General features: G+C 41.9%; 17 protein-coding genes. 16 read left to right on the forward strand and 1 reads right to left on the reverse strand.

Annotation, left to right across the window (positions count from 1 at the left end; all coding sequences use genetic code 11):
• Position 1: 1 nt before the first annotated feature.
• The 16 genes from PHEP_RS19430 to PHEP_RS19505 all read left to right on the forward strand — a co-directional run bounded on the left by PHEP_RS19430 (position 2) and on the right by PHEP_RS19505 (position 16,850).
• The gene (locus PHEP_RS19430; RefSeq protein ID WP_015809696.1) at positions 2 to 529 is read left to right on the forward strand and encodes a class I SAM-dependent DNA methyltransferase; all 528 of its coding nucleotides are present in this window, start codon (positions 2 to 4) and stop codon (positions 527 to 529) included.
• A gap of 5 nt (positions 530 to 534) precedes the next feature.
• Entirely contained in the window at positions 535 to 2,031 is a 1,497-nt protein-coding gene (locus tag PHEP_RS19435) for a glycosyltransferase (protein ID WP_162141672.1), read from the forward strand.
• Positions 2,028 to 2,924, forward strand: a complete 897-nt coding sequence (locus PHEP_RS19440; protein WP_015809698.1) for a glycosyltransferase family 2 protein — start codon at positions 2,028 to 2,030, stop codon at positions 2,922 to 2,924. Before PHEP_RS19435 ends, PHEP_RS19440 begins: the two co-directional genes overlap by 4 nt.
• The gene (locus PHEP_RS19445) at positions 2,921 to 4,051 is read left to right on the forward strand and encodes a glycosyltransferase family protein (protein ID WP_015809699.1); all 1,131 of its coding nucleotides are present in this window, start codon (positions 2,921 to 2,923) and stop codon (positions 4,049 to 4,051) included. The genes PHEP_RS19440 and PHEP_RS19445 overlap by 4 nt, the downstream gene beginning before the upstream one ends.
• A complete protein-coding gene (locus PHEP_RS19450; RefSeq protein WP_015809700.1) occupies positions 4,048 to 5,319 on the forward strand; it encodes an acyltransferase family protein in 1,272 nt (423 codons plus the stop codon). The genes PHEP_RS19445 and PHEP_RS19450 overlap by 4 nt, the downstream gene beginning before the upstream one ends.
• Positions 5,320 to 5,332: 13 nt before the next feature.
• Positions 5,333 to 6,313, forward strand: coding sequence for a glycosyltransferase family protein (locus PHEP_RS19455; RefSeq protein ID WP_015809701.1), 981 nt, complete (start codon positions 5,333 to 5,335; stop codon positions 6,311 to 6,313).
• Positions 6,310 to 7,338, forward strand: coding sequence for a glycosyltransferase family 4 protein (locus tag PHEP_RS19460; RefSeq protein ID WP_015809702.1), 1,029 nt, complete (start codon positions 6,310 to 6,312; stop codon positions 7,336 to 7,338). The genes PHEP_RS19455 and PHEP_RS19460 overlap by 4 nt, the downstream gene beginning before the upstream one ends.
• Positions 7,335 to 8,552: a glycosyltransferase family protein gene (locus tag PHEP_RS19465; RefSeq protein ID WP_015809703.1), complete on the forward strand. Its 1,218-nt coding sequence runs from the start codon at positions 7,335 to 7,337 to the stop codon at positions 8,550 to 8,552. Before PHEP_RS19460 ends, PHEP_RS19465 begins: the two co-directional genes overlap by 4 nt.
• A gap of 60 nt (positions 8,553 to 8,612) precedes the next feature.
• On the forward strand, positions 8,613 to 9,839 hold the full coding sequence (locus tag PHEP_RS19470) for a glycosyltransferase family protein (RefSeq protein WP_049772283.1): 1,227 nt from the start codon (positions 8,613 to 8,615) through the stop codon (positions 9,837 to 9,839).
• Positions 9,836 to 10,999, forward strand: coding sequence for a glycosyltransferase family 4 protein (locus PHEP_RS19475; protein ID WP_036674945.1), 1,164 nt, complete (start codon positions 9,836 to 9,838; stop codon positions 10,997 to 10,999). The genes PHEP_RS19470 and PHEP_RS19475 overlap by 4 nt, the downstream gene beginning before the upstream one ends.
• Positions 10,992 to 12,395, forward strand: coding sequence for an exosortase Y-associated Wzy-like protein (locus PHEP_RS19480; protein WP_015809706.1), 1,404 nt, complete (start codon positions 10,992 to 10,994; stop codon positions 12,393 to 12,395). The genes PHEP_RS19475 and PHEP_RS19480 overlap by 8 nt, the downstream gene beginning before the upstream one ends.
• Before the next feature lie 26 nt (positions 12,396 to 12,421).
• Entirely contained in the window at positions 12,422 to 13,561 is a 1,140-nt protein-coding gene (locus PHEP_RS19485) for an XrtY-associated glycosyltransferase XYAG1 (RefSeq protein WP_015809707.1), read from the forward strand.
• On the forward strand, positions 13,554 to 14,417 hold the full coding sequence (locus tag PHEP_RS19490; RefSeq protein WP_015809708.1) for a glycosyltransferase family 2 protein: 864 nt from the start codon (positions 13,554 to 13,556) through the stop codon (positions 14,415 to 14,417). The genes PHEP_RS19485 and PHEP_RS19490 overlap by 8 nt, the downstream gene beginning before the upstream one ends.
• Positions 14,401 to 14,955, forward strand: coding sequence for a putative colanic acid biosynthesis acetyltransferase (locus tag PHEP_RS19495; protein WP_015809709.1), 555 nt, complete (start codon positions 14,401 to 14,403; stop codon positions 14,953 to 14,955). The genes PHEP_RS19490 and PHEP_RS19495 overlap by 17 nt, the downstream gene beginning before the upstream one ends.
• 10 nt (positions 14,956 to 14,965) lie before the next feature.
• Positions 14,966 to 16,069: an MraY family glycosyltransferase gene (locus PHEP_RS19500; RefSeq protein WP_015809710.1), complete on the forward strand. Its 1,104-nt coding sequence runs from the start codon at positions 14,966 to 14,968 to the stop codon at positions 16,067 to 16,069.
• Between the two features lie 121 nt (positions 16,070 to 16,190).
• The gene (locus tag PHEP_RS19505; protein WP_036674949.1) at positions 16,191 to 16,850 is read left to right on the forward strand and encodes a PAS domain-containing protein; all 660 of its coding nucleotides are present in this window, start codon (positions 16,191 to 16,193) and stop codon (positions 16,848 to 16,850) included.
• Positions 16,851 to 16,887: 37 nt separating this feature from the next.
• On the opposite strand, the gene PHEP_RS19510 is transcribed toward PHEP_RS19505, so the two are convergent.
• Positions 16,888 to 17,211 (reverse strand): hypothetical protein, encoded by a 324-nt coding sequence (locus PHEP_RS19510; protein ID WP_015809712.1) that lies wholly within the window; start codon positions 17,209 to 17,211, stop codon positions 16,888 to 16,890.
• Positions 17,212 to 17,333: the final 122 nt, after the last annotated feature.

Raw genomic sequence — 17,333 nt, forward strand, 5'->3', positions numbered from 1 at the left:
TATGATTCAGTCAAAAAAAGAGCTTGAAAAATGGTATGACTCCAATGACCCCTGGAAATACGGGGCAGATACGGAGGATATCAAAAGAAAAAAAATATTATTAACGGAGCTCCCGGACAGGGAGTATGAAACTGTACTGGACATTGGCTGCGGCAATGGTTTTATAACGCAGGATTTACCAGGTAATTTAATACTGGGGGTCGATCTTTCTGAGAATGCCATTAAATACGCATGTGAAAACAATAAGGCTACCCACATTTTTTTTGAGCAGCAGAATATTTTTGAACTTTATCATACAGAAAAGACTTTTGACCTGATTGTGGTTACAGGAGTATTGTATCCACAATATATAGGTGCCTCATCAAATTTAATTTTTGTGATCATCGACCGGTTACTCAATAAAAACGGCATACTGGTTTCCGTTCATATTAATGACTGGTACAATTGCAGGTTTCCTTATGATCTTTTTCGTGAACATATTTATCCTTATAAAGAATATCTGCATAGATTGGAGGTCTACCAGAAATGATCTTAATGTACCATAAAGTTGACCTCGAAAGCCCAACAATGTGGTGGGTGACTGCCGATGGGTTTTACAGACAAATGTTTGAACTGCAAAACAGGAAGGCTGTTTATCTGGATGATTACGATCCGGAAGATCCGGATCAGGTGGTCATTACATTTGACGGGGTTTATAAGAATGTTCTGACTTACGCAGCTCCAATTTTACATAAATTTTCCTACCCATTTGAATTATTTGTAACCAGCGATTACATAGGAAAAACCAATGAATTTGACAGTGTAGAACCACAGGCTGATTTTGCATCTGTTGATGACCTGCAAATTCTGCAAAAAATGGGGGGAAGGATACAATGGCATACGAAAAGCCATCCTGATCTTAAAGCAACTTACGACGAAGATCTGATTCATCAGGAACTGACAGTGCCTGATGAACTAATACCCTTTGAAAAACATGGCTTAAAATGGTTTGCATATCCTTATGGAAATTTTAACGACAAGGTTGTTGCTGAGGTTAGCAAACGTTTTAAAGGGGCTGTGTCCTGCCACCAGGGGTCTGACACGAACATCTACACCTTGAACCGGGTTACTGTAACCCAAAAGCATCGCTTTTCTGACCAAACCATATCTTGTATTATTCCCTGTTATAATTACGGGCACTTCCTGGCAGAGGCCATTGAATCTGTACTCAGGCAAACTATCCCGGCAGATGAAATTATCATTGCCGACGATTGCTCAACAGATATGACAGCCGAGATCTCCCTTTTTTTTCAAAAGAAACATCCGGACCGGATCAAATACATAAAGAACCCTGAAAACCTTGGAATTATCAGAAACTTCAATAAAGCAGTTAGCTTATCAACCGGCTCATATCTTGTTTTCTTAGGGGCAGACAATCGTTTTCAATCAAATTATATAGAAGAATGTGCAGGAATACTCCATCAACATGCGTGTGTTGGCATTGCTTATACAGATTTTTTATTTTTTGGCAGCAGGGCAAAGAAAATGTATACCGATTCTAAAAAGGAATACCAATCTACTGTACACAACGGCTTTTTCAAAATACAGTTCCCGGAAGCAGAAGATATAGATGTAGCCGAGAGGCTAAAACATGAAAACTTTATACATGGATCTTCTATGTTTAGGCGTATATGCTATGAACAGGTTGGAGGTTATCAGTCAAACCCAACGGTACCGGAAGATTATAACCTTTTTTTTAGCATAGTTAAAAGCGGTTATCAAATTAAAAAGGCAAATAAGACGGTATTACATTACAGACAACATTCCCCTGACCAGGCAAATCATGTTTTTGGGGCCCAGGTACTGGTCAACATTTATATGATTAAGATAAAAGAGCTGGAGACTGAATTACGGTTCTTAAGAAAGTACAAAATTGTGCAGGCCATTTCATTTGCGTTCAGGATAAAGAACAATACCAGAAAACTAATCCGTTATTCAAATCAGCATGGGATGGGCAAGACCATCCGAAAAGTATTTAGCAGGTTATTTTGATCTCCATCATTATCATAAATTACAATACATTTCAGCTGACAGCCGATTGCATTTCTTCTGTTGTGGAGTATACCTTTTGTAAGTATGAAATTATAGTGGTAGACAATGCTTCGACCGAATGTGATCCTGAGCGGTTTAAAGCACTGTTTCCTTTTATAAAGCTTGTTAAGAACCCTCGGAATTACGGGTTTGCAAAAGGAAACAACACTGGCATCCGTGCAGCAGCAGGAGCGCTTATATTACTGTTAAACAGCGACACAGTGCTATTGAACAATGCAATAGATTTAGCCTGCAAAAAAATACTGTCGGATCAAAAGATTGGGGCATTAAGTGTAAAGCTCGTCAGCACCGATGGCAGTTTACAGCAATGCACCCATCACTGGTCTGATTTAGGAAAGCTGGTAGGCTGCACCTTTCGTCTGCATCATATTTTCAGTTATTTTAAAAATATCCAGCCCGATCTTGAAAAAGAGGCTTACAGTCAATATCTCTGGGGTACATTTTTTCTTTTCCCCCGAAGTATCCTTGAGATCTTTGAAAACAGACGTTTACCGGAAACATTTTTCATGTATGGGGAAGATACCGAATGGAGTTATTACATCAGAGCAGCGGGATATAGACTATACTATTTGCCGGAGGCAAAGATTTTACACTATGGCGCTGCAAGTCCAGGGCCCAATAAAGCCGATAAATGGGCAAATGGGTTCCACAATGAATACCGTCTGCATCTGATCATCAAGGGAAGACTTTACACTTTCTTTTACTATGCATTCCTGTCTTTATTTTACTTTTCGGGCTTTAGAAAAGAGAACTTTCAGCGGGGCAGGTATATATTTAAATACATCTGTAAGCATGCATTTAAATCCCGTAAATATTTTTTATTAAAAGCTTGAAGATTTTTTTATCCTTCTTACAGGGCCCTGAACATTATCCCGTACCTGCCTATTCCTTCTGGCAGTACTATATAAAAAACGGAATTGAGGAAGCGGGTGATCAGTGGGACGAATGCCCTGGGGCCGATTGGGCAATGGGCCTGCTTCCCCTGTCGAAGCCGGATCTTGACAAATGGAGGGTGCAAATATGGGAGAAAACCATCGATTATATTAAAAAGAACCGGCCAGACTTTTTTTTAAGCTATTTATATCCGCACCAAATTGATGTAAACGCGATAAATGAGATCAAAAAATCAGGCATCCCCTGCATTAATTTCTTTTGCGACAATTACCGTGAGTTTGACAGGATCCCGAATGCATTCGGGGCCTTCGATCTGAACTGGGTACCTGAATTCGAAAGCTTAGCCGCCTATAAACACGCAGGGTTCAAACACATACATTTACCAATGCCCATGTGGGTTGATCCGCTTTATAGAAATACAAATATTGCCGAATCTCAGCAAGTCACATTTATCGGGTCCGCAGACCAGCAGCGCATTGCATTGTTTAATGAAACAGCTGAAAAAATAGATACCCTAAAAATTTACGGAACAGGCTGGCTTGGTAAAAGCAAGCCCGCTACAGCTCAGGACTCCTTTATCAGCAAAGGTATAAACCAGGTCCAATTCATTAAAAAATACGGGTTAGGAGCCTATTGTCAAAAAATGGCCCGGCGGAGCGTAAATGTAGCCGTTAACGGGCAGCTTAGCGATAAGCTAAATGGCAATTTAAGTTTTGAAGCCTATATTGACCATACCAGGCATAGCCTGATCACCCTGGGCATCAACCGCTTCCCATCTTTTAGGTTTCCGTTTAAAAACCCCGGCAAATACTCCAGGTTACGTGATATTGAGGCTCCAATGCTTGGGGCCTGCTACCTTACAGAATGGACCGAAGGATTAGATCTATTGTACGATATAGATCGGGAAATAGCCTGCTACTCCAGTTCTGAGGAACTAATTTTCCAGATAGGGCGACTTGATAAAGATAAACCACTTAGAGATGGTATCCGAAAAAAAGGACAGCAGCGTGCACTCTCTGAACATTCAATACCCCATACCTTAAAGCTAATTAAGGCAGGCTTATGAACAAAGATTTTTTAAACTGTCGTTTTGCACCAGCCGTAAAGGTTAAAGTGAAATTTGATCACCGGCTGGAAGGACTGCGCGGATTTGCTGCTCTGGGTGTTTTTCTGGCACATGGATTAGGGCAAAACTGGCTCGATCCCACTTACAAGGCTGCTGGTATCATATCCTATCTGACAGTGGGGGGATTAGCCGTTTACATTTTTTTTATGCTATCCGGGTTTGTTATTGGTTTAGGTGCATTGAAGGAAACACACCTTAGCGTTCACACTTTCTATAAAAAAAGATTGGTTCGTTTATACCCGATTTATTTATTTGCTTTTGCCTTTCTGTTCATTTTAGGCACTAAAAATACATTCCCGATTATCGTGGGAAATTTATTGATGCTTCAAAACAGCTTACCTTATCTAAACATTAAAATCCCGGTTGAATTTAATCTTGCCCCAATCTGGAGCATCAATTATGAAATGGTTTATTATCTGCTCTTTCCTTTGATAAGTTTAGCAAAGCCAAAAATTATTAGCATTGCGATACCACTATTCCTCATTTCTGTAATCGGTTATTATTATCCTTTTGTGCCCACATTCCTGACCGACTATGCTACCGGATATATCTTCTGGTTATTTGGACTCGGGATTTGCTGGCTTTTACCGGCAAGTAAAGTAGTTAAGGTCAGTTTCCTGAGCTACATGTTTCTAATTATGTCTTATCAGCACTTTGCAATAGGCTCCGTGTTTTTAAAAGGTTTTAATTTGTATAGCGAAAACAAACATGGACTTGGCCTGGAAATCCTGTGGAACCTTCCGCTCTGCATCCTGATCATTTCAGATCTTGCCGGAAGGCAGCTGCCTTACCGGCGCTTCTTTTTGATCCTGTCTTACCTGATGCCATTGTTTCTGGTCATTTACCTGGTCATCACAAAACGGCTGACCGAGGATACGCGCTGGATCGCTTCCACTTTATTTTATCTGATCTCTCTTGCTCTATTTGCAGAAAAAACATGCTCAGCAATAGTTTTAAAAGGGTTAAGTTTTATTGGCAGTATATCTTATGCCATCTATATTTTCCATTGGCCTTTAATGCTTATTGTGAATAAATACTACCCCTATTCGGGAACGATGTCTGCTTACCTGCAAAAGTTTATAGTATGGACGATACTTACTTTTACCTTATCATATTTTGCAGAAAAAATTATCCAAGCCCGGATCAGTGCCTTTTTTTTCAAACCTGCTTCAGCTTCGCCCCGGCTTGTTAACAGCAAGAACGGCTAAAAAGATCAAATTGATGAAAAGCCAGCTGTGCATTTATTACAGGGAAGAACCCGAAAAAGATCGCTTTGTTAAAGGGGACCGGTTCATCAGGCCCATCATCAGAAGACTGGTCAGGGGCCGAAGGACCAGTGGGATTAAAAAAGTTTTTTTGAACTTATGCAAGGGGCTCGACCTCTTAAAAATAGATTATGTGGTTAACAGGCCATTTAAGAGGTTAAGTCCCGCGGATAAAGTAGTTGTGCTAGGTAAGGGCAGATATGCACTGGAAGGATATACAAACCCAAATTTAATTATAGCGGGGATCAGCTTAGTGACACACCCCAGTGAGTGGCCGGACTTATGCATCAGCTATCCCATAGCCAGATACCTTCAGCATTCTGAATGGGCAAATAATGTATACAAGCCCTATTATGGGACAGAACGATGTGAAACCTGGCCCGCAGGCATTGATACAGCGCAATGGAAACCCGGAAAGGGACAAAAGGAGATAGATTTTTTGATCTACAATAAAATATACTGGGACATTGAAACGACCAATAAAATGTTAAGGAATCCGATTATCGACTACCTGAATAAAAAAGGTTATTCCTATACAGAAATAAAGTACGGAAACTATAAGGAACGGGATTATCGTAAGCTTTTAAACAAATGCCGGGCGATGATCTTCCTTGCCGGCCATGAAAGTCAGGGTTTTGCCTGCTGCGAGGCAATGTCGATGAACGTCCCAGTTTTTGCATGGGACATGGGCTTATGCATGGATCCCGCACGTTTTAAATGGGGCCATCCTGTAATTCCGGCAAGCTCGGTACCCTTCTTCAATGAACGCTGCGGAGCTAAATTTAAAGATTTATCGTCCTTCTACCATGATTTTGAAGCATTCCGTTTAAACGTTATTTCGGGGCATTACAGTCCAAGGGATTATATTCTTGAAAACCTCAGCTTAAAAAAGAGCGCTGAACAAATGCTCAACATCATAAACACTGTCTATCAATGAAAATTGCCATCCTGGTTAATCCACTGATTCCCGTACCACCCGAACAATATGGGGGCATTGAACGGATCGTTTACCTGCTGATCAAAGAACTCCAGAGAAATGGCCATGAGGTTATACTATATGCGCACAAAAACTCACAGGCCGGTTGTAAGTTAATCGCCTATCAGGAATCCGTAAATTATGGTGCAAAAGATTTTATAAAGATTAATGCCTTAACTGCAAAAATTGCTTTTCAGGATTTTGATGTGTTGCACACCTTTGGACGTATGAACAATATCGCTTTGATGATGTGGAGCAAGATACCAAAGGTGGTATCCTATCAATTGCCCCCTACTATTTCACAGGTAAAAAAAGCCACAAAAATAGCCTTCAAAAATACTTTGTATTTTACTGCCTGCAGTAATTTCATAGCCAGGCAGATCAATAAATTTGCAAATGTTACTACCATTTACAATGGGGTAAACATCAACGAATATCAGTTTAACGCAACAGTATCCGCTGATGCCCCACTTGTATTTTTAGGAAGGATACAGGAAGAAAAAGGTACATCCATTGCCATACAGGTAGCAAGGACAACAGGCCGGAAACTAATTATTGCCGGTAATATCCCTGCAGAAGAAACCCACAAGCAATATTTTAGCACCAAAGTAAAACCATTTATAGACGATGTGCAGATCAGCTATATTGGCCCGGTAAACAATTTTCAAAAAAACGAGTTACTTGGAAACAGTTATGCTCTGTTAATGCCGGTAACCTGGGACGAACCTTTTGGTATTGTAATGGCCGAAGCTTTGGCTTGCGGGACACCGGTAATTGGTTTTAACAGGGGCGCTATACCCGAAGTGGTCATTAATGGATTAAATGGTTTTGTATGCAATACCCTTACCGAAATGATTGCCGCGGTTGGCCACATCCCAGAGGTCAGCAGGCTTACATGTCGTGGTACTGCTGAAGACAGGTTTAATGCCGTTGTGCTGGGCAAACAATATGAAAACCTTTACAGAAAGGCGATAAACAGGCGTTGAAAAGGATCACTTTTATTACAACAGGACAGCCTACTACCAATCCCAGGCTGATTAAAGAGGCAGAAACCCTACACAATCTGGGTTACCAGGTAAAGGTAATCTGTTGTTTTTATCAGTCATGGGCCCAAAAATTTGATCAGGAGATTATTGATAGAAATCCTGAGATGTATATTTATTGCGGTGGCACCCCATTACGCGATAAAATACCCTACTTCCGCAGCAGGCTTCGTCAGAAAATATGCGTGCTCCTCTTCAGCTATATAAAACGCATGCAAATAGCCGAAAATGCCATCAGCAGGACGCATCGGGAGGCTCTTGCTATTGCCGGGCAAATAAAAACAGACCTTTATATCGCACATAACCTTGGGGCCTTGCCAACTGCAGTGCTGGCAGCAAAGAAAACAAATGCCAGGGTAGGATATGATGCCGAGGATATGCATTCTGGCCAGTTTACCTCCAAAAAGGATAAAACGTACCTGCTGAACAAATATATTGAAACCAAGTATTTTAAGCATACAGATTATTTTACTGCTGCCAGTCCGCTTATTGCCGCTTTCTATCACAAATTATATCCTGATCTGCAACCAGTGGTCATCAACAATGTTTTCAGGAAGACCAGTCTGAACCTGAAACAAAATTATAAAACCGGTGGCTGTTTAAAACTTTTCTGGTTTTCTCAAACAGTTGGCCCCAACCGGGGTCTTGAACAAATCATTAAAGCAATGGCTATTACAGCCCATCCTGTACAACTCCATTTACTTGGCAAATGTCCGGCTGAATACAAACTGAAAATACTTCAGCTTTTGAGCTTTCATAAGCTCCATAAAAACCAGGTCCGGTTTCATGAGCCGATCCCCGCTGATGCACTTTTCAATTATGCAATAAGCTTTGATATCGGTATGGCCTCGGAAACAGACGTATCCTTAAACAGGGACATTTGTCTTACGAACAAAGTATTTACTTACATCCAATGCGGATTGGCCCTTATTGCGAGTGATACAAAGGCCCAAAAACAATTCATGCAGCAATATCCAGGCACGGGTAAATTATATGATAAAAACAGTGCAGAATCATTGGCCGATTGCATAAATGCTTACGCCGGCGATCCTGGATCTTTATACCAAAACAGATTAAAGAATTATCACCTGGGCCAGACGGTGCTCAACTGGGAGACTGAAAGCCTTAAATTTCTAAAGGTGATTGCAAATACTTAAGTCCTGAAGAAAAAAGTCCTCATTATTTCGCCCTACTTTCCCCCTTCAAACGCTGCAGATATGCAACGGATACGGATGAGCCTGCCTTATTTTGAACAATTCGGATGGGAAGCTGAGATTGTAACCGTTGATCCCAAATATTCAGACCTGCAAAAAGACGATCTGTTAATGCAAGGTATTCCTGAAGGGTTACAAATACATTATATACAGGCATTTGATAAAAAACTAACGTCCCCCTTTGGTTTAGGCAGCCTTGCGCTAAGGTCGCTATGGTTTTATTTTAGAGGGATCAACAAAATCCTTAAATCCCAAAGGTTTGACCTTATCTATTTTTCAACCACACAATTCCCTGTTTGTATACTTGGGGCTTATTGGAAAAAACGGGTTAACATCCCTTATGTCATAGATATGCAGGATCCATGGCATTCTGACTATTACCAGGATAAACCCAAAGCGCAACGGCCTGCCAAATACTGGTTCTCTTACCGGCTCAATAAATACCTGGAACCCATAGCAATGAAACATGTAGGTGGACTGATCAGCGTAGCTGATGATTACATACAAACATTAAAGAACCGTTACCCACAGATCAATAAAATTCCCTCATCAGTAATCACCTTTGGAGCATTTGAAAAAGATTTTGAAATAGCTGAAAGTAATCAGCTCTCATTTAAACCTCTTCTCCACAGCAATAAAATCAATATAGTGTATGTAGGCCGCGGGGGTCTGGATATGCATACTGCCATCAAACCGGTCTTTGAAGCATTATATCGGGGCTTACAAACGAAGCCTGAAGTATTTAAAAAACTACAATTTTCATTTATTGGCACCAGCTATGCTCCGGCCGGACAAGGGAAAGCAACAGTTTTGCCGCTTGCAAGAAAATACCAGGTCGAAGAGCAGGTAACAGAAATTACAGAAAGAATAAGTTTTTATCATACATTAAACACACTTCAGCAGGCAGATGCCTTATTTATTCCGGGTTCTGACGACCCGCAGTATACTGCTTCTAAAATCTATCCATACCTGCTGGTAAAAAAGCCACTCCTGGCTGTATTTCATCGAAACAGCAGCGTGGTGGAAATCGTAAATAAATGCATAGTTAATGCCCGGCTAATCCGGTTTCCGGATAAAAACATGACTGATGAACTCTATTCTGTATTAACAAATTGGGCAAACAACATTTTTACATCGCCGGAACTTACAAAAGCCATAAAAGAATATAGTGCCGAAAATATGACCAAAAAACAAACTGAATTGTTTAACAAAGTTATTGGCGGGGATTGAAAAAGTTAGCTATTATTACTACGCATCCCATTCAGTATTATGCTCCTGTTTTTAAACTGATGCAGCAACGTGGGCAGTTAAATGTCAAGGTGTTTTATACCTGGGGCGAAGAAGCTTCGCAAAAATACGATCCTGGATTCGGCAAAACCATCAGCTGGGATATACCTCTACTTGATGGTTATCCTTACGCATGGGTACAGAATACCGCAGCTGTTAAGGGTTCGCATCATTTTAAAGGCATTCAAAATCCGGACTTAGTCCGGCAATTAGTAGCCTGGCAACCGGAAGCAATTTTGGTATATGGCTGGGCCTATCCTAGTCATTTAAAAGTTTTGCGCCATTTTAAAGGCAAATTACCCCTATATTTCAGGGGAGATTCTACCCTCTTAAATGAAACTACAAGTTTAAAAAGATTACTGAAAATCCTATTCCTGAAATGGGTTTATAAGAACGTAGACCACGCATTTTATGCGGGCACAAATAACAAGCACTATTTTAAAAAGTTTGGCTTAAAAGATGAGCAGTTAACCTTAGCGCCCCATGCCATAGACAATAACCGCTATGCCAAGAACAGGACAATTGAGATAAAAAGATTAAGGGATTCCTTAAACATCGGGGATCAGGATATTTTAATCCTTTATGCAGGAAAATTTGAGGCTGTCAAAAATCTGGAACTACTGTTAAAGGTTTTTATTGAACTTAACCGTCCAGGCACCCATCTGTTATTTACCGGTAACGGTAAGGAAGAAGTACAGCTTAAAAAGAAAGCGGAACAAAGTACTTCAGCAGCAAATATTCATTTCCTGGATTTTCAAAATCAGTCTTTCATGCCCGTACTTCATCAGGCGGCAGATCTGTTTTGCCTGCCCTCAATAAGCGAAACCTGGGGGCTGTCCGTAAATGAAGCCATGGCCTGTTCCAAACCCATTTTAGTATCGGATAAGGTGGGTTGTGCTGTTGATCTGGTTAAATCAGAATGTAATGGCGCTATTTTTAAATCCGGTTCTTCAGACAGCATGACCCTTCATTTAACAGCATTGCTGGATAAAGGAAAAGAAGGCCTGGCACAGATGGGCCTTCTTTCGAAAAAAATTATTGATGACTGGAGCATCCCGGTACAGGTTGAAGCCATTGAATCTGCAGTTTTAAAACATGGATAACCGTACATCGATTGAACAATACTTGATCCTCTTTGCACCATGGGTGCTGGCCTCCTTATTAAAAGACAATGCTGTACTGTCTTATTTTATCGCGTGGGCAGGCTCGTTTTTTATATTCTACCTTACTTTAACCGGAAAAATAAAAGCCCTGCCAGAAGATCGAAATATAGCAGGACAACTTATGCGGCCCATTTTTCTGGTCCAGTTCATTTTTGCCGGTTATATGTGCTGTACCACCCTATTTTACTTTTTTGATGTACTGGGTTATGTTGATTTCAGAAAAATGGATGGTTTTTATTTTGCAGACCCAGAAAAACTAAGGCTAACCGCTCAATGCCAACGCTATTATTGTTTGGCCCATGCAAGTTTTGTAACTGGCATACTGGTTTTCATGCGCTACCCAGTTGTACAAAAATACAGCTATAATCCTGCGGCACTGACCAGGCTGATCTTCGCTATAGCTTTAATTACACTTAGCCTATCTTACCTGCTTTTATATATCGGGGGCTTATCACAGTTTTCCCATCAGCTCAATACCCTAAGTTTTATTGCAGGTACCCTTGCCCTGGCCTTTGCCGTCCCACAAAGAAAAACATGGAGTATAATTGCCTGCCTGGTCATCTATGGATTTAATTTTTATCAGGCCCTCATCTCGGGGTTTAAAGAGCCCATTATTTTAAGCATACTCATCCTGGGGATTTTTTTATACCCGGCCTATAAAAAGACAGTGGCCACCACCTTCATACCACTCTTGTTCATGCTTTTTATATTACTGCCTACCTATAACCGGGTATTTCGCCAGCATGCCTGGTCAGACAATGTATCTGCAGATGAAGCGAGCCAGCTTGCTTTGGAGTCGGCCCTGAACGAAGAAGAGGTGGACACCGACAACTGGTCCTTTTTCGCTTACAGGTTAAGTGAAATAGATATGTTTACCAAATATGTCCAATCTACACCAACCCATGTCAATTATTATGGGTTTGAGCTGGTCAAACAATCCCTCAGCTCCATCATTCCCCGTATTTTCTGGCCATCTAAGCCCATTACTGAGCAAATTGTAATGGAACGGGTTTACAACGCAGGCGTCGCCTCCCGGAGATCAAATGTTTCAGCCAAACCCGCTTTTGTGGTAGATGCTTATCTATCAGCTGGTACTGCCGGAATATTTATATGCCTGTTCATTTACGGGGCGGTTTGCCAGCTGATAGCCACAAAGGCCGAGGAATTGTTTGGCGGATATGTATTGGGCACGGCATTGGTGTTTACCGGTCTGTTCCAGGTTTTCTGGCGGGGACAAAGTTTTGAGTTCCTGTTCAATACCGTCTGCTGGAGTTATGTAACCATGTATATCATTTTCTGGATTTTGCGCTTTACCCAGATTTTAAAACCACAATGATCAGTACCATTCAGGGATAGATTCCAATGAAAATTCTTCAAATTAGCGCCGCTTATAAACCTGCTTACGTTTACGGAGGACCAACCATGTCTGTTTCAAAACTTAGTGAACAGCTCAGCAAACATGGGCATCATGTAGCAGTATTTACAACTACCGCAAATGGCCTGGAAGAACTTCCCGTAACCAGAAATATCCCACAAAATGTGGATGGTGTGCCGGTAACTTATTTTAAACGCCTCACAAAAGACCATAGCCACTTTTCTCCCTGGTTATTGATCAGGTTATGGAAAGAGGTAAGAAAATATGATGTGGTCCACATCCATGCCTGGTGGAACCTGGTGTCTGTATTGTCCTGCCTGATCTCCTGTATGCGCGGCGTGCCCGTGGTATTGTCGCCCCGCGGCACTTTAAGTCCCTATTCCTTTGGCAATAACCACATCCTGATCAAAAAAATGTTGCATAAGCTTATCGGCAGGTCCCTCTTAAACCGGTGTTATTTACACACTACTTCTGCCCGGGAGCAGGAGGCCATGTACAAGCTTCTTAAACCCAAGGGTATTTTTAACATTCACAATGCAGTAAACCTTCCGGCCATTTTCCCAAAACAGAGCATGGACCAAACAGTACTGGTACTTAAACTTTTGTTCTTTTCCAGGATTGATCCTAAAAAAGGATTAGAATTACTGTTTGCGGCACTTTCGGAGATTTCTATTCCTTACAGTTTAACGATTGCCGGAAACGGTGATGAAAATTACATCACCTATTTAAAAGAACTGGCCAGGCATTATCAGATTGAGCACTCCCTGACCTGGCTGGGTTTTAAAAACAACCATAAATTTGAGCTGATTGCCGGGCACCACTTATTGGTGCTGCCCTCTTATGATGAAAATTTTGGCAATGTGGTAATCGAAAGCCTTGGCGTAGGCACTGCCGTCCTGATCAGCAAAGAAGTGGGTTTAGCCCAATATGTCAAAAAAAACAACCTGGGCTGGATATGTGAAACAGCGGCCAGTTCCATAAAAAAGAATCTTGTCCATATATACCATAACCCCGGCACATTAAATATCATCAGGGAATTTGCCCCATTTATAGTAACAAATGAGTTTAATGAAGACAAGCTCATTGAACAGTATGTAGCCATGTATCAACAGATCAGCCTTGCTTAACCCTCATTACACTTTCATTATATTAACCTATAATGAAGAAACACACCTGCCCAGGTTGTTAAACTCCATTTATGAATTAAATGCAGCGGTTTGCATCCTGGATTCTGGAAGTACCGACCATACCATGACCATTGCAGCAACCTACAATGCACAAATTAAACAACATCCTTTTAAAAACCACCCCTGGCAATGGCACCATGCCTTAAGCACTTTTGACATCAAAACGCCCTGGGTTATTGGCCTTGATGCAGACCAGGTCATTTCTGATGAACTCAGCACACTATTGCTGAACTTTAGAGATGAAGATTACGCAGATGTATCCGGCATCTATTTTAACCGTAAAAATTATTTCAAAGGCCGGTGGTTAAAATATGGGGGCTATTATCCTTTCTATCTTTTAAAAATGTTCAGGTATGGTATCGGTTATTCCGACCTGAGCGAAAATATGGACCACCGTTTTATTGTTCCCGGAAAAACCATCATCTGGAAAAATGCTTACCTGCTGGAAGAAAACCTGAAAGAGAACCAGATCAGCTTCTGGATAGACAAGCACAACCGTTACAGCGACCTGCTGGCGCAGGAAGAAATAGAACGCAGAAAGAAATTAAGGATACAAACCATCAAAGCTTCATTTTGGGGAACACCCGATCAGCGCACTGCCCGGCTTAAGCAAATGTGGTGGCGCATGCCATTATTTATCCGCCCGGTTATATATTTCATTTACCGCTACATCTTCCGGCTGGGTATACTGGACGGCTATGCCGGTTTCATTTTCCATTTTATGCAGGCTTTTTGGTTCCGCCTGGTGGTAGACATCAAGATAAAAGAGCTTTTAGATAATGAACAAACAGACTGACCTTTCTACCTATGTCCATGCGGCAGCGCATCGCAATTACAGCCCGCTGAAAAGGATACTCTGGTTTTATGTCAACACCTTGATCTTTAAAACAGGGCTGTTTCCATCCAGCCGGCTCAAAGTTATGTTACTGCGTTGTTTTGGGGCCAAAGTTGGCAAAAAAGTGGTCATCAGGCCTGGCGTAAACATCAAGCATCCCTGGCTGCTGAGTATCGGAACACATGCCTGGATCGGTGAAAACGTTTGGATCGACAACCTGGTACAGGTATCCATCGGCAACCATGTCTGTTTATCCCAGGGTGCAACCCTACTTACGGGCAGTCACAATTACAAAGACCCGGCCTTTGGCCTCATTACCGGGGCAGTTACTTTAGAGGATGGGGTATGGATTGGTGCCAGAGCTACGGTTAACCACAGCATAACGGCCTCCTCACATGCGGTACTTACTGCCGGATCCGTGGCCACAAAGAATTTAGAAGCCTGGTTTATTTATCAGGGCAATCCTGCCAGCAAGACCAGGCCCCGTTTTATCAGTTAATTTAAATGTAATGACAAGCTATTTACAGGAACACCAGCCGATCTATTATATCCTGGTTGTGCTCAGTTCAATTTCTATTACCTTACTCAGCATCCCATCTATCATATTTATAGCACGTGAAAGGCGGTTGTATGACGACCTGGGACATTTGCGAAAGCTGCATAAAGCTGATGTGCCGCGTTTGGGTGGTGTGGCCATATTTGTGAGCTTTAGCATTACGCTGCTGTTCTGGAACATTACAGGCCCGGCCTTACCCCTCAATTATCTGTTAACGGCCTGCATTATGCTGTTTGCGATTGGCATTAAAGACGACTTGGCAGGCGTTAACCACCGTACCAAGTTCATCATACAATTTATTGCAGGCTTAACACTCAGCGTTGCCGGCAATATCCGGCTCAGCAACCTATATGGCTTGTTTGGCATCTATGAACTCTCCTATTTTCCAAGCGTGCTCCTGTCTATATTGATCATCATATTTATCATTAACGCCTTTAACCTGATCGATGGCATCGACGGGCTGGCCGCCACTACAGGGATCATTGTGAACAGTGTATTTTCAGCCCTGCTGATCAGCATGCACCAGTACCAGCTGGCGGCCATTTCCCTGTCGCTGGCAGGCGCTATTCTAGGTTTTATTAAGTTTAACATCAGCCCTGCAAAAATATTTATGGGCGATACCGGCTCATTGTTAACCGGACTGGTATCGGCAGTGGTGGCTTTAAAATTCCTGGAAGCGGCACATTCCTCAGGCGGTCTTTTCAGCTGGGGGCCATCTGCATTGGGCATCTGTATGGCCATTTTAATCGGCCCCCTTTCCGATACCTTAAGGATTTTTGTGGTGCGCTTGTCAAAGGGCAGGTCGCCATTTGTGGGCGACCGCAACCACATCCACCACCGGATCTTAAAACTGGGTTTCAGCCATCTGCAAACCACCCTCATTTTAGCAGGCCTAAACGGTTCGGTCATTCTGCTGGCTTTCTTTCTGGCCGATTACGGCAATGGGATCATCATCCTTTCCATCGCCCTGCTCCTGATGTTGTTCAACTGGATACTCACCTATTTTATCCGCTCAAAAGACCGCGAAAGCTATGCGCTGCGCAATTTGTTTGTTTAATTATTTATATCCTACATATCACTTTTATAAATTTAATTCGCATATTGCAGTAATCCTCCCTTATTATTTTTTCGAAATCATGTAGCGTTAATTGAACCACAACTAAAGTGTATATCAGACCGTGCCCAATTTTAAAGAACTAGCCGAACGCAGCCACCTGATGGCCCGATTAAAAATAGAGGAAGAAAAGTACAACAATCTGTTGACCCGATTCAATACACTTTCAAAAGCTACCAGCGATGCCATCTGGGACCTGGACATCAAAAGCGGATATATGGTATGGAACAAAGGTATTGTGGGGATTTTTGGTCACCGGGACATTGCCCCTACCCGCGAATGGTGGTTAAGCCATATCCATCCGGAGGATTTGGACCTGGTGCTTAATGAATTCGAACAGCTGTTCAAAAACCATAAAAACCGGACAAAGACCGAATACCGTTTCAGGTGTGCCGATGGCACCTATAAATCAGTTTTAGACCGCTCTTTTACCCTTTTCGATGAAGAGGAAAAGCCGGTAAGGATCATTGGTTCTATACAGGACATTACAGAGCGGGTCAATTATGTGAATGCCATGCAGGAACAAAATGTCCGGTTAAGGGAGATTTCCTGGATCCAGTCGCACGAAGTACGGGCACCCTTAGCGCGGATCATGGGCCTGGTGAAGCTGCTGGATGCCACTGCTGAAACCCATCCTGATGTGAAAGAGCTGGTAGGCCACCTTAGCGGATCTGCAGCAGAGCTGGACAATGTGATCAGTAATATCCTTAAACGGACTTCTTAATTTAAGCGGCCTTTTGCAGACCGCTTAAATGTGAGTACTAATCCGGCTGCTCCATTCGTTTTACCCGCTTTTTTCTTTGCAGCCTTCTGGTCGGTCTTTCTGGTATGCGGTCTATTATTTTTTTATAATGATCGCAGGTGATGTTCTGATTGGTCAGGTCCCCATACTTTACACCAAAAATAATTTCCAGTTTTCTGATCGTACTGTAAGGGATGTCCTTTTTACTGGTAATTTTGATCAGGCTGTAATTGATCAGGGTATTGCGCGACACCCCGATAACCCGGTGCAACTGAGTGTTCAGCTTTCTGTATTCTATTACAGGAAGCTGGTCCATAAACTCTTTAATTTTATATTTATACATGGTTAGTGGTTTTTGTTAATTTAAGCAAGTTGCTTGTACAAAACCACAGTATTCACAGGTAAATAAAGCGAAAAAACGGATTTTACAAAATATTGTTTGGCAGGTATAATCGTTTTTTCAAT

It is taken from the genome of Pedobacter heparinus DSM 2366, assembly GCF_000023825.1.
GTDB classification, from domain to species: Bacteria; Bacteroidota; Bacteroidia; order Sphingobacteriales; family Sphingobacteriaceae; genus Pedobacter; species Pedobacter heparinus.